Below are 14,014 nucleotides of genomic sequence, written 5' to 3'. Positions count from 1 at the left end.
GCAATTAGAAAATTGCATTCAAATTCAAAAGTTGGGCTTATCTTTGTTCAAACCGATTCAATCTCTATCAAATGAATAATCCCAAAAAACAACTCAGCAATCCATTTTCCACGGGCGGGGGCGGGGCGCATTTCGAAGCCCACGTCCAAGCCACATTCGTTACGTTGATGTTGACTGGCGGCCATGCTCCGTGTCTACCTTGCTGGCCGATCAGCGAGGTCAAATTGCAAGGTAAAATCGATGGCTTCGATACTGACGATTTGATCGTTTTTGTTGAAAACGCGGGCACCCGAGAAACTCAGAAATTATTGGGCCAAGTCAAGCACGCAGTTAGTTTCGTCAAAAGCGATAAACAGCTAAAAGATGTCATCAACGCAGCCTGGAGCGATTTCAACAACCCACGGATTTTCAATAAAAACAAGGATGCTATTGCGCTGATCACGGGACCATTAACGGCGAAAGATTTCCAAACAGTACCGTGGATATTGGAACAGGCTAAACGCACAGCCAGCGTTGACGAATTTTTCAGAAACGTCAAACATACAAACTTCAGTCCGTCTGGCTCTAGTGACAAACTTGAAGTGATCCGGCACCACTTGAAATCCGCCAACCGAAATCGCGATGTCGCTGACGATCAACTCTATGCTTTTCTCAGACATTTTCACTGGCTGGGTTATGATCTGGGTAAGGAGGAAGGTGTGGTACTGTCGTTACTGCATTCGCATATTTCTCAGTTCAGTACGCCAGAACCTCGATTGGTTTGGTCTCGAATCGTCGATACCGTTCACATATGGAACCAGAGCGCCGGAACTATCACGTTGGAAAATTTGCCGGAAGAAATCAAAGCGTTTTTCCAAGAACGAAAGGTGAGCCATTTCCCAACATCACTGGTCAAACCCAAAACATCGGTTGAGCCAATCGATTGGAGTCAGCACCAACACGCAACCGCACTGGCCGTTGCAAGCTTAATCGGTTGCTGGGATGAACAAAAGCCAACCGATGTTGAGGTTGTTAGCGCTCTAGTCGGCGAAAACTATAACGATTGGATTCAAAAACCCAAATCATGGTTGACGCTGACCGATGCGCCTGTTGCTATCAAAAACGGCGTGTGGACGGTACAACGCCGCATTGAGTTGTTGCAAGCACTCGGCAATAAATTGTTTGACCAGAACCTTGACGCATTCAAACAAAACGCAGTTTCGGTATTGCGCGAAAGTGATCCCTCTTTCGAATTAGCCACCGATCAACGCATTATGGCCAGTATTTACGGCAAAGTTCCATCGCATTCCCAAATCTTGCGCAAAGGATTCGCCGAAGGTTTGGCATTGTTAGGAGCTTGTCCGGAATGGCTGACTCACTGCTCCCTGAATAAGGCCGAAGTTACCGTAGCTCTGGCAATCAGGGAGATATTCGCGGATGCGGATTGGCGGCTATGGGGTTCGCTAAATCACTTGTTACCGACGTTAGCGGAAGCCGCGCCTAAGGAGTTTTTGCGAGCAGTCGAGAATGCATTAAACCAAACGCCTTGTCCGTTTGACGAGCTTTTCGCGCAAGAAGGCGATGGTATGTTTGGCGGCAATTATCTGTCTGGGTTGCTTTGGGCCTTGGAAACGTTGGCCTGGGACGAAGCCTATCTGGTCAGCGCTTGCTCGTTACTCGGCGAACTCGCTGGCCATGATCCGGGCGGCAAATGGGCCAATCACCCGGCAAACTCCCTATCGACCATTTTGTTGCCATGGTTACCCCAGACCGTTGCGCCATTTGAAAAGCGCCAGGCTGTCATTCGCACGTTAAAGAATGATCAACCCGATGTAGCGTGGTCGCTGATCCTGAATTTATTGCCTAACCAGCTTCAGTCATCGTTTGGCGCACATAAGCCTGTTTGGCGAAATGTGATTCCGGCGACTTGGGAGAAAGGCGTTACTCAGCAAGAATATTGGGAACAAATATCCTTTTATGCAGAACAAGCCGTTGAAATGGCGGGATACGATCCAATTAGACTGGGAGACTTGGTAGAGCGCTTCGATAGCTTGCCGAATCCTGCATACGATCAATTGCTTAGTGTGTTGAGATCGGAAACTGTGGTTAGTCTCGGTGAAGACGTTCGACAAAAATTGTGGGAGAAACTCGTTGGATTTGTTGCCAAACATCGCCGATTTCCAAACGCCGAGTGGAGCATGGATGAAGCATTGTTGGCACCGATTGACGCGGTGGCGGAAAAATTGGCCCCATTAACTCCTTTTATCCGATACCAGCATTTGTTTTCAAATCGAGACTTTGAACAATATGACGATGAAATATCTTGGGACGAGAAACTGAAAAAACTAAATCAGCGCCGCATTGATGCGGCAAAAGATTTACTGGATCAAAATGGTATTACTACCCTTATCTGGTTTGCCGAAGCCGTGAAATCGCCTAATCAGGTAGGACAAGCATTGGCGCATATCGCTGACGACAAAATTGATGAATTTTTATTGCCGGAATATCTCAGCAAAGAAAATGTACAACTAGATAATTTTATATCCGCCTATATCGGAACTCGTCTTCATATCAGTGGTTGGCCATGGGCGGACGGATTTGATATGACTACATGGAATAAGTCCCAAATTGCTCAGTTTTTTAGCCAGCTACCTTTCGAACAGCGCACATGGCAACGCGTCGCCCAACATTTACGTGATTGCGAGATTAAATATTGGCAACACGCTTGGGTGAATCCCTACCAGCCAGATAGCGATTTGGCTTTTGCCGTGGACAAGTTGATTAAGTATGGACGACCGTTGGCTGCGATCGATTGTCTGGATATGATGCGGCATGGTCAAAAATCACTCGATGTCGATCAATGCGTTAGGGCTTTAATGGCAGCGGTATCAACATCCGAACCGACGCATACTTTGGCAAGTCACCATATCGTTGATTTGATTAAATATCTACAAGAATCGATCGATGTTTCACCTGACGACCTCTTCCGAGTCGAATGGGCTTATTTACCTTTGTTAAATGGCTATCACGGAGCCAGACCAATATATCTGGAAAAGCGACTCGCTGACGATCCTGATTTTTTCTGCGAAGCAATCCGATTGATTTATCGCTCAGATAAGCAAGGCACGGAAACGGAAGAAGTTTCCGAGCAAAGAAAATCCTTGGCAAATAATGCCTACCGCTTATTGAACGATTGGAAAACTCCCCCTGGAACTGAGGCCGATGGAACTTTTAATTCAGAAAAATTAGTTGTTTGGATAAACCGGGTCAGGGAACTCGCTGAGGAGTCTGGTCATTCGGATGTGGCAATGTCCAGCGTTGGTCACGTGTTGATGCATTGTCCGCCCGACGCTGATGGTCTTTGGATGAACCGGGGAGCGGCTGAGCAATTGAACGAAAAATACGCCGAGGCGCTCAGACGAGGTTACTACTTCGCCATTCGGAATTCGCGCGGTGTTTACACGGTTGACCCTTCTGGTGCGTCGGAACTTAAACTTGCGGAGAAATATCGTTTGCAAGCAGCAGAAATGGAACATGAAGGTTATGTCAGGTTTGCCCAGACGTTAAATACTTTGGCGGATAGTTATGAAACAGACGCCGCACGAGTCCGGGACGAATACGAGAAAGATTAGTATTTGCCAATCTATTGCTGGGAACAAAACATACCTTTTGAAGCCTTCTTATTTGCGAACCAATTCTTCACGTCCCACATCTGCCGGCATAGGGATCTAAAAAAATTTTTATATTATAAAATACAATGAGTTACAAGTCGGCCCACCCCCCTCCTCTCCTGTTGGAGAGGGGGGGTGAGAGTAAAAACAACCAACTATATCCCCCTCACCCCAATCTTCTCCCTCAAGAGAGAAGGAGCAAGTACTTGTGTAGATACCCATGGTCTGCCGGAGGGGACAAGCAATGAGGTCAACTTGAATGCACTCTATTTCTTCAAATCAGATGCTTAAAGTTACAGCTAATTTGGCAGACGGGTATTGATTCAACTTCAGTTACTCGTAATATCCATGTTGCGGTCCGAAAATAGCCGATCTCCAGCGTCCAAAATCTAGCTGACTTGTATTAGAATGCTTGGCGGTTTTGATCGGAGACCGTACCAAGGAATAAATTTTCTGTGGTCCCAGCTTACAACACCTTATTTCTTACCAAACAAATCTGTCAATTGTATTGCTATTTTAAGTTTGTCGATAGATGTGTAACGCGGGCTTTGCGTGCCGCCCTGTATGCCCCCCGTAATTGATAGAGCCAATTAGCTTGGCTTTTTCAGAAAAGATCACTTTATATTTTCCGCTCTCACCGTAAGGCTCTATCCGATTGGGCTAGCGTTGTTAATCCTTGGGGATGTAAAGTCACGATCATGCCTCCATGATCCCAGCTTTTGCGCCTCCAGGCTCACTTAATAATGGAAATACAGCCCGTCGCTCAGGCTTATGTGTCATTGGACAGGGTACTGTTGTGCAACAAAATATAAAAATGTTGCACAACAGCTAATCCGATAGCCAACTATGCCATCCATCACCTATCAAGAAGTTTTAACCAGCTCGCTTTACAGTCAGCTCTTCGAAGAGGCCGTAGCCAATGAATACGTTTCACTGTGCTCCGACATTCAAGGCTCATCCTCTAGGGAAAATCGCAGAAACAGTACGTTAACTATGTCGGCTTGAGTCACGATTATAACTTGGATGAACTGCTAATGCGGAGAAAAGCCCCGACGCTTGATTGCCCCTTCATGCCACTAAGTCGTTAGAGGCGCATAGTTGCCTCCTCATGTGGCCATCTCCCAGATAATTCTAGCGTTCTTGTTGGCCAAAGTCACCGCGGCCTTGTTGAAGCCTCGTCGTTCGATCAAGCACTGGAGCCACAAGCTCAAGGAATCGGTTGCCGGAGAAAAAGGCACATATGGCGAGCGACACGATGATTTCGTTGTGCATCGAGTTCATTCTTTTGTTTATTCGTTAAACAAATCAAATTGTTTGCGTAAAGCAAAAAATTGATATTGAAGAGCGTCAAATCATTAAAACTCGAAAATCTTCAGACCGGATTTTTAAAACTACGCGTTCAGGAGAAGATATTCATTTTTTAACCGGCGATAAAGAGCTTGCAGCTTTTCAGGAAGTTCAAGAGTCGGGTTCAGCCGGTCAAATAATTTTTTATCATCGATTGCTTTCTAGTCATTTTTGGAGATGATCTAAACTGAAGCAAACTCGAAAATAATATCTTAAATATTGTCGTTGATATATCAAGGAATAGCTCAGTATCAATTCCAAAAATAGAATGCAAAACTGTGCTGATTTATTTTGATATGGGCGAAATGCGCAATCGGGGGCAAAGGTCGGAATCTTTAATTGACCTCAATCTATTTTAAAGGGCATGGCACAGATAGGGCACATACAGGGCACAGAGCAAAAATGGCCGTTTTGGGGTAGATGTCAAAATGGCGCGCCCGAGAGGATTCGAACCTCTGGCCTCGGCCTCCGGAGGGCCGCGCTCTATCCAGCTGAGCTACGGGCGCAAAGTGAATTGCGATAAAATTTTACAGTCTTTGGGGTCATTCTAAAATGACCGTGACCCTCAAGCCCAAAAACCGGATGACCGTTACCTCCGGAGGGCCGCGCTCTATCCAGCTGAGCTACGGGCGCTTGTTTGGGATGCGTATTCTAACCGATCGCCGCGATAATTACGATAGCATTGTTTTCAAATGCGCGAGACTGGCCTTGCCGCGCTCTTTGACCACGGCCGGATCGAGCTGTTTTTTGTTGGCCCACTCCAAATCGTCGGACGGCAATTCGCCCAAAAAGCGGCTCGGTTCGCATTCGCTTATTTCGCCATAGCGCTTTCTGTGCGTGCAATAACTGAAGGTCAATGAACGCTGCGCGCGCGTGATGCCGACATAAGCGAGTCGGCGCTCTTCCTCGATATTATCGGTTTCGATGCTGTTTTGATGCGGCAGCAGGTTTTCTTCCATGCCGATTAAGAAAACATGCGGAAACTCGAGACCCTTGGCTGCGTGCAGTGTCATTAGGCTGACCTGGTCGCCGGCCTCTTCTTCCTGGTTGCGTTCAAGTATATCCATCAACATGATCTTCGAGACGATTTCAGACAATGATTTCTCGGTGCCCAGGTCTTTGTCGGCGATGCGCTTCAACCAGTCGATCAGTTCGTAAACATTTTGCATCTTGCGTTCGGCCGATTGCGGCGTCTTCGCGTTTTCGCGCAGCCACGCTTCGTAGCCGATTTGGGCTATCATTTGCTCGATCACGGCAAAAGTATCGCCGCGCTCGATGCGATCCGCCGTATCGGTCACCCAATCGGTGAATTTATTAAGGCGCTGACGCGCCTTGTCGGACAGCTTCTGCATCAGGCCCATTTCGTTACTGGCCTTAAACAAACTAACGTGGCGCTCGTTGGCATAGGCACCGAGTTTTTCGAGGGTATTCGGACCGATTTCGCGGCGCGGCGTGTTGATAATGCGCAAAAACGCGGCATCATCGTCCGGATTCACGAACAACCGCAAATAACTGAGTATGTCTTTAATTTCGGTATATGCGAAAAACGACGTACTACCGCTGATAAAATACGGCACGTTGTTTTCGCGTAGCGCCCGTTCGAACAGTCGCGATTGATGATTCCCGCGGTATAGAATCGCGTAGTCCTGGTAGCTACTGCCGGTTTTAAACTTGTGATGAATGATTTCCGAGACAACCTGTTTCGCTTCGATGGTTTCGTCCTTATGACTCAACACGCGCAGCGGATCGCCGAAGCCCAAATCGCTCCACAAGCGTTTTTCAAAAGTATGAGGATTGTTCGCGATCAATTGGTTCGCAACCTTCAAAATCCGTCCGGCCGAGCGGTAGTTTTGCTCAAGCTTGATCACTTTCAGGCGCGTGAAGTCTTTTTGCAATTGCGCCAGATTTTCCGGTTGCGCGCCGCGCCAGGCGTAAATCGATTGATCGTCGTCGCCGACCACGGTAAAGCGGCCCAGATTACCGGCCAGCAGTTTCACCAATTGATATTGCGTGATGTTGGTGTCCTGATATTCGTCGACCAGTAGATAACGAATCTTATTTTGCCATTTTTCGAGAGCCTCAGGATGCTGTTGAAACAATAATACCGGCATCAGAATCAAATCGTCGAAATCGACCGCATTGTAGGCTTTCATGCTGCGTGTGTAATCGTTATACAGATGTGCGGCCGGTGCTTGTTCTTGCGAGGCATGAGACAAGGCCTGTTCCGGCGTCACGAAGGCGTTTTTCCATTGACCGATTTGCCAAGCGTAATGATCGGCCTTGTCGATATCGCATTCCTTCCCGTTGTGCATGACCAGGTTTTTCAGAAGCGTTTGTTTGTCCAGTTCGTCGAAAAGCGTCAACGCGGCTTTGTATCCGAGCATCTTGTGTTCCTTGCGGAGAATATTCAAACCGAGCGAATGAAAAGTCGACACGGTCAAGCCTCGAATGTCTTTGTCGTTCAGCAATTTCGACACCCGTGTTTTCATCTCGCGCGCGGCCTTATTCGTGAATGTCACGGCCGCGATGTGTCGAGCCGGTGTACCTTGTTTGACCAGATAGGCGATTTTTTCGGTGATCACGCGCGTCTTGCCGCTGCCGGCGCCTGCTAGCACAAGCAATGGAACGTCGACGGTGCGCACCGCCGCAAGTTGTTGGGGATTGAGTTCGGTCATATTGTGTAACGAAATGAAATAATTAGGTTTTGATGGCTACTATTTACACCCATCGTAGATAATAATTCGGAACCCCGGCGCCTCCGTAGGCGCTGACGAAATTTGACTTGCGAAAGGAGTAAACTGGTTCCTCAGGCCTTTTATGGGATTCTTTATGTGTATTTTAAGGCTATGTTCGCGTTAATAGTTGATATTTTTGAACTAAAAGCCAACATGAACCCCAAGGATTCAACTCTGAATAACCTTCCTTTTTTCTATATCGCGCCAATGGCTGAAAGGAGGTGCGGTTGCTCGATTGACTGGTGTCGGCAGCAGGGATAGCGGCCGTCAAGCCTACATGGACGTATTCACCCAGCACCTAAATTATCCAAGACAATTAACTATATACCTTTCGCCTTAATTCAAAATTTAATGAATCTATTTGCCGGCTTGTGAGGTATGACCATTTTCCGAGGCGTTACGCTGCTATACTTCCGCCATGACAACTATTCAAGGCACACCGAATATTGCTCACGGCTTTGACGAAGTGTGCAGAGCAAAAAGGTATGTCTCTGATCTTTGCTATCAGCCTATCGCAAGCGATGGCTTTCCCGTCAATCTCTATTATCAGGCCGATTGATACAGTTGCTTACACGATTAGTCGTTTACTTCATAGATCTTGTGACGGAACACCGACTGAAAGGCGGCTTAATGCTTTGCCTGTCACTTTTTACCGTCTGTCTCCAAGCACATGAATCCCCCCTGCCATTGCATAACGACTGGCAATACCGCTGGGGCGACTCGCCTTTCGATGCTCAAGGGCGACCGGAGTGGGCTCAGCAAGACAACGCTAGCGAAGCATGGCAAGTAATCGACTTTCCTTCCAATCCTCCGGGACGCGACGGGCAGACCAATGTTTGGTTTCGTACCTCTCTACCGAATGGCAATTGGCATGACCCGGTCGTTTATATCTACAGTGTCGACTTGATTGTTCAAGCTTATCTGGATGGGCGAAAAATCTATCAGTACGGCCATTTCGATGATAACGGTCATGGACGTTTCGAAGGTTGGCCTTGGCACATGATCCAACTGCCTGCCGATTTTGCCGGCAAGTTTCTTTATTTTCGGGTTTTTTCCGATTATAGCGACATCGGCCTATGGGGCGAAGTCAGGTTGATGGAACGACTCGATTTGATCAAATTGATTTTCGATCATTCGGTGGAACAAATTGTCGTTAGCGGATTTTCCTTGCTGATTGCCGGTTTGGCCTTTTTTTTCGCGTTACTGCAAGCCGAACGGAGAAGTTTTTATTATCTAGCATTGTTCGCCTTGGCATCCACCTTGATGGTCTTCGGTCAGAGCCAAGTCAAATTGTGGTTGATCAACGCACCCTTATTTTGGGATCATCTGGCTGCGACCGGCTATTTTTTATTGCCGGTCGCAATGGCTTTATTGTTCGGGGAGTGGTGCGCAGGAATCAAGTATCAAAAATTGATCGGGGCGCTATGGCGATTTCATTTAGCCTATGCGGTAGGCGCCAATATATTGCCATTGCTCGGTTATAGCGCGATTTCCAGAATGTATTTCGTTTTTGACGGTTTACTTACGCTCAGCCTGACGCTATTGTTTGCAGTGGCTTTCTCGAGATTTCGTCATGTCAATAATGAGCAAAAAGTCATCATCGTCACATTTGCTTTTTTCGGTCTATTGCTGTTGCTCGACATGGCTGTGGCGCACAGTATTCTACCTTGGCGGCGAATACCGCTGACCTGGGGCGTGTTAAGCTTTTCATTGGCATTGATCGCCATTTCGTTACATCACTTCGTACAAACGCAAACCGAGTTAAAACGACTCAACGCAACGCTTGAACAAAAAGTCAAAGACCGCACACGGGAGCTCGAATTATTAGCAACAAGAGACCCGTTGACCAATATTTTGAACCGGCGCGCATTCTACCAAAAAGGCGAACCGATATTTCGCGCCGCCCAGCGTTACAAACGGAACCTGTCGGTAATCATGTTGGATATCGATCACTTCAAACGCTTCAACGATACCTATGGTCACGCGGTGGGCGACCAAGTGTTGGTCAAGGTCGCCGATTGTTTCCGGAAAAGTTGCCGAGACAGCGATTTTGCTGCGCGTTTCGGCGGCGAGGAATTTGTCTTGCTTCTGGAAGAGGCGGATTCGCATAACGCGCTTAAATTTGCAGAGCGACTGCGTGAGGCCATCACCGAATTAAGTCTTTCCGGTATCGAACAAACAATTACCGCGAGTTTAGGTATTGCGTGTTTGAGACCGGAAACGCAGAGTCTCGATGAACTGATCATAAGAGCCGACCGAGCGCTTTATGAAGCCAAGCATAGCGGGCGGAATAGATGTTGTGTAGACTCAAAATAGATGCAAGTTATCGAAGGCAAGATAAATTTTTTATATCATCGTAGATCAAAATTCGGTGTCCTTTGACGGGCGCCCCGGTGCCGAATTATGATCTACGAAGGCTATATCTGCTATGTTGTTTCGAGCTCCCTGGAATACATTAAGAGCTAAAAGAGTTTTAGTGTAAGAAAAATTAAACCCCTCCGAGATTAAAAATGATACCGATACGAGACGAAAACCCTGTCGTTCGTCCTCCCGTGATCACGATCGCAATCATTGCGGCGAATATCGCGGTATGGCTCTTGCTTCAAGGTGCCGGCGGAGAGGCTGCATTGGTTAAGTCGCTGTGTCATTACGGCTTGATTCCGGGTGAATTATTGAATATGGTGCCTAAGGGAATGACAATTCAAGTGACTGCGAACTACGGCTGTATTCTAAGCGGCGAAACCGGCAATAGCACGCTGTTGACTCATGCCTTTTTGCACGGCAGTTGGTTCCATTTAATCGCCAATATGTGGTTTTTATGGATTTTCGGCGATAACGTCGAGGATGTGATGGGTAGCTTTCGCTTCGTGGCATTTTATTTGCTGTGCGCACTTGCCGCGGCGGGGGCTCAAATTTATAGCAATCCGGGAGCAGCGATACCTATGGTAGGCGCGTCAGGTGCGATCGGCGGCGTCATGGGAGCTTATGCCCGGCTATATCCAAGAGCACGGGTACATTCGATCATACCGATTGGTTTTTATATCACATCGTTTTCCGTTCCCGCCGGCTTCATGCTGGGTTATTGGTTTTTGATTCAATTGTTGAGCGGCATTCCGGCAATCGGCGATGAAGCCGGTGGTGTCGCCTTTTGGGCGCATGCGGGCGGTTTTATAGCGGGACTGATTTTAATCAAGCCGATGCACCGCCCTGACTATCTAGCCGAACATAATGCGCTAATGGTCGGCCGTCGACCCGATGACCGGTTTTGATTCGTTACCATTTTGTCATTTTAGATTTTCAGGATAAATAGATTTATGCAACAAGCAGAAGCATTAACATTCAACGCCGATGACTTTTTGGCTTGGGAGGAATCCCAAACCGAGAAATACGAATTCATTGCAGGAGAGACCTTCGCAATGGTCGGCGCGCGGCGCGAGCATGTTCTCGTTACCGGTAACTTATTGGCCGCACTGAAGATACGATTACGCGGTACGCCCTGCCAATCCTACATGGCCGACATGAAACTGCGGGTCGAGTCGGCCGACGCATTCTTCTATCCCGATGTCATCGTGACTTGCCATCCGGAAGACCGCAAGGCCGAACAATTTTTAGCCCATCCGACGCTCATTGCCGAAGTATTGTCCGATTCCACGGCAGCATTCGACCGGGGCGATAAATTCGCCGCGTACCGCAGTCTGGAGTCGCTCAAGGAATATGTCATCGTCGATATCGACGCGCTCCGGGTGGAATGCTATCGGCGGACCGCGGACAACGAATGGCTATTGCATGATTACACCGGCCAACAAGATTGCCGACTTGTCAGTCTCGACTTAACGATTCCGCTCGCTGAAATTTTTGAGGATGTTCTTGCGGATTAAGCATTCATCACCCTTGATCGACAATCAAACGATAAATCATCCAACCAGCCGTTTGAATAAACCATTACTGTTTAGCACGGCTTTGGCACTTGCGGTTTGGCTGGCTTGGTACGCCTACAGCTCGCCGGGTAGCCTATCGATCATCGAAGAAAATTGGGCCGTCACTTTGACGATGGTCTTCGGTTCGTTCATCGCCGGCGCGACCAGCGAAGGCGGCGGAGCGGTCGCTTTTCCTGTGTTCACGAAAGTACTGCATATCGCGCCGCTCGATGCCAAGGTCTTCTCATTGGCCATTCAAAGCGTTGGCATGACCGCCGCGTCGTTGACCATTATCGCGCTGCGCGTTCCGGTTGCCTGGCCGGTCATTGCCTGGGTCAGTTTGGGCGGTTTAGCCGGCGTCTCGATCAGTTCGGCGGCATTGGCGCCCTTGCTGTCGCCCGCTCTGTTAAAAATGCTGTTCACCGCGATGATCGCCGCTTTTGCATTGCCGTTGACGATCTTGACTTGGCAAAAACGACTGTATAACAACACGCTGCCGTTTTTCGGCGCGCGCGAAAAAGCCATTATGCTGTTGACCGGAACCGTCGGCGGCGGCATGACCGGCTTGGTCGGCAACGGCATCGATATCATTTGTTTTTCGGTGATGGTTTTGTGGTTCCGTTTATCGGAAAAAGTCTCGACGCCGACTTCGGTGATCTTGATGGCGGTCAATGCGCTGGCCGGATTTGCGCTACATGGGTTCTTGCTGGATAGCTTCACCGCGACAGTAGAGCGTTACTGGCTAGCGGCAGTGCCGGTCGTCGTGATCGGCGCGCCGTTGGGCGCTTATTGCTGTACTAAGCTGAATAGTCGGTGCATTGCCGTCATCTTGATCCTGTTGATCCTGGTCGAGTTGCTCAGCTCGCTGATATTGATTCCATTAACTGCTAATATTATCGGCATCAGCCTGACGGTTTTCGTCATTTTTTTGTGGTTCTATTATCGAATAACCCGGTCTACGCGTTACCGACCGGCTTTTGAAAGAGGAGAAGAATAATGATGCGTACGACTATTTACGGTTTATTTTTATTAATACTGTTTTCGCTGGCCTCCTGCACCAGAGCCATCAAGCCCGGAGCCTTGCCGTCACATATCTCATTGGGGGATACCTACTATACGCAATTCGTGATGCGTTACGAAAAAGACGTCCATCCAACGACCAATTACCGGCGCGGCGCGTCGATTCCGGTCAATACCCCGGTTAGGCTATTGAAAATGACCAATAAAACGATCGAAGTCGAGGTCGATAATTCCAGCCAGCATTTGACGATAAAAAATGTTCAAAAACATACCGGAGATGACGTCTATCAGGCCTTCGATAAATTATTCGCGCCAAATAAGGTCGATTTATCAAGGTTCAACGCCTTGGAAAAGCAACATATTCAAAACGGCACGGTAGCCAAAGGCATGAGCAAGGACGCAGTACTAGTCGCGATCGGCTATCCGCCGATCACCGAAACACCGAGCTTGGACGGCAATCGCTGGGTTTACTGGAGCCACCGTTTCAATCGCTTCAATGTACATTTCAAAGACGGCAAGGTGAGTTGGGTCGAGGAATGATTATGAATACATTTGAAATCAACAAAATGACTACGACAGAACGTCTTGAAACCATGGAAGCAATTTGGGATTCCTTGGTTCGTGACGAAACTGAAATCGACATGCCCGGCTGGCACCGAGACATTCTCGACGAAAGACGCTTGCGTATTGAACGAGGCGAAGCAACGTTTTTTTCCCTAACAAATGAGCGGTCGGCGCTAAGTAACTGTCCGTCATCTAGTTCCCGAAGTTTGGCGTAGCGCATCCGATAAAATCGGTAAGTCATTTTTAAACAGCCACCTAGTCAATGAGTCTTCGATATCATTTATTGTCGTTTAACGCTTTCGTCCTCGAAATCGCGACGAAGGCGTCGCTCCCACAAAAGGCCGGATGCTCTGTGGGAGCGATCCCCAGATCGCGATTTCGGAGCCATGTATGCTAGGTAACAACAAGCGGTATCGCGGTTGCATGGGTTAAGTAACGGTCCATCATTTACTGACTGAAGTTTAGCGTAACGTACCCGATAAAATCCGAAAGTATTTTTTAGACGGTACCTAAGGATTTTGTGATAAATAACGTCCTGAAACTATGAGCCTTGTTGAGGGTTCGGTCACTCGCTTGGCAGGACGCCGTGAACCCAGCACCTAAATTATGCGAGATAGTTACCATAGCCAAAAGGCTATGGAATTTAGGTGCTGGGTGAATACGTCCGTGTAGGCTTGATGGCGGCTATTCCTGCCGCCGACACCTGCCAATCGAGCAACCGAACCCTACTTAAAATAGGGAAATTATTTACGGCCAAATCCTAAGCCTATTTTTTGTTTTT

9 protein-coding genes, 1 tRNA gene and 1 pseudogene are annotated in these 14,014 nt (G+C 48.0%); 8 read left to right on the top strand and 3 right to left on the bottom strand.

The window, feature by feature from the left end; translation table 11 throughout:
- Positions 1 to 71: 71 nt before the first annotated feature.
- Positions 72 to 3,611, top strand: a complete 3,540-nt coding sequence (locus tag WJM45_RS20295; protein WP_341326828.1) for a hypothetical protein — start codon at positions 72 to 74, stop codon at positions 3,609 to 3,611.
- A 1,145-nt stretch (positions 3,612 to 4,756) separates the two neighbouring features.
- Here the strand turns inward: WJM45_RS20295 and WJM45_RS20290 are convergent.
- The 3 genes and pseudogenes from WJM45_RS20290 to rep all read right to left on the bottom strand — a co-directional run.
- Positions 4,757 to 4,861, bottom strand: a pseudogene (locus WJM45_RS20290) (IS110 family transposase); the annotation flags it as partial.
- Between the two features lie 565 nt (positions 4,862 to 5,426).
- A tRNA-Arg gene (locus WJM45_RS20285) sits at positions 5,427 to 5,503 on the bottom strand.
- 165 nt (positions 5,504 to 5,668) lie between these two features.
- The gene (rep, locus tag WJM45_RS20280; protein WP_341326827.1) at positions 5,669 to 7,672 is read right to left on the bottom strand and encodes a DNA helicase Rep; all 2,004 of its coding nucleotides are present in this window, start codon (positions 7,670 to 7,672) and stop codon (positions 5,669 to 5,671) included.
- A gap of 478 nt (positions 7,673 to 8,150) precedes the next feature.
- Here rep and WJM45_RS20275 point away from each other — a divergent pair, with 478 nt between their 5' ends.
- The 7 genes from WJM45_RS20275 to WJM45_RS20245 all read left to right on the top strand — a co-directional run bounded on the left by WJM45_RS20275 (position 8,151) and on the right by WJM45_RS20245 (position 13,448).
- Complete coding sequence (locus WJM45_RS20275) at positions 8,151 to 8,291, top strand: hypothetical protein (protein WP_341326826.1); 141 nt, start codon at positions 8,151 to 8,153, stop codon at positions 8,289 to 8,291.
- A gap of 41 nt (positions 8,292 to 8,332) precedes the next feature.
- Positions 8,333 to 10,048 carry a diguanylate cyclase gene (locus WJM45_RS20270; RefSeq protein ID WP_341326825.1) on the top strand — a complete coding sequence of 572 codons (1,716 nt, stop codon included), beginning with the start codon at positions 8,333 to 8,335 and terminating at the stop codon, positions 10,046 to 10,048.
- Between the two features lie 194 nt (positions 10,049 to 10,242).
- Entirely contained in the window at positions 10,243 to 11,001 is a 759-nt protein-coding gene (locus WJM45_RS20265; RefSeq protein ID WP_341326824.1) for a rhomboid family intramembrane serine protease, read from the top strand.
- A 45-nt stretch (positions 11,002 to 11,046) separates the two neighbouring features.
- Positions 11,047 to 11,610 carry a Uma2 family endonuclease gene (locus WJM45_RS20260; RefSeq protein WP_341326823.1) on the top strand — a complete coding sequence of 188 codons (564 nt, stop codon included), beginning with the start codon at positions 11,047 to 11,049 and terminating at the stop codon, positions 11,608 to 11,610.
- A complete protein-coding gene (locus tag WJM45_RS20255) occupies positions 11,594 to 12,646 on the top strand; it encodes a sulfite exporter TauE/SafE family protein (RefSeq protein ID WP_341326822.1) in 1,053 nt (350 codons plus the stop codon). The genes WJM45_RS20260 and WJM45_RS20255 overlap by 17 nt, the downstream gene beginning before the upstream one ends.
- Positions 12,646 to 13,209 carry a hypothetical protein gene (locus WJM45_RS20250; RefSeq protein WP_341326821.1) on the top strand — a complete coding sequence of 188 codons (564 nt, stop codon included), beginning with the start codon at positions 12,646 to 12,648 and terminating at the stop codon, positions 13,207 to 13,209. The genes WJM45_RS20255 and WJM45_RS20250 overlap by 1 nt, the downstream gene beginning before the upstream one ends.
- A 2-nt stretch (positions 13,210 to 13,211) precedes the next feature.
- Entirely contained in the window at positions 13,212 to 13,448 is a 237-nt protein-coding gene (locus WJM45_RS20245) for an addiction module protein (RefSeq protein WP_341326820.1), read from the top strand.
- Positions 13,449 to 14,014 lie beyond the last annotated feature (566 nt).

It is taken from the genome of Methylotuvimicrobium sp. KM2 (assembly GCF_038051925.1).
In the GTDB taxonomy this organism is placed as follows: Bacteria; Pseudomonadota; Gammaproteobacteria; order Methylococcales; family Methylomonadaceae; genus Methylotuvimicrobium.
Note: the sequence above shows the minus strand (reverse complement) of the source record. Positions and strands in the feature narration are given on the sequence as shown.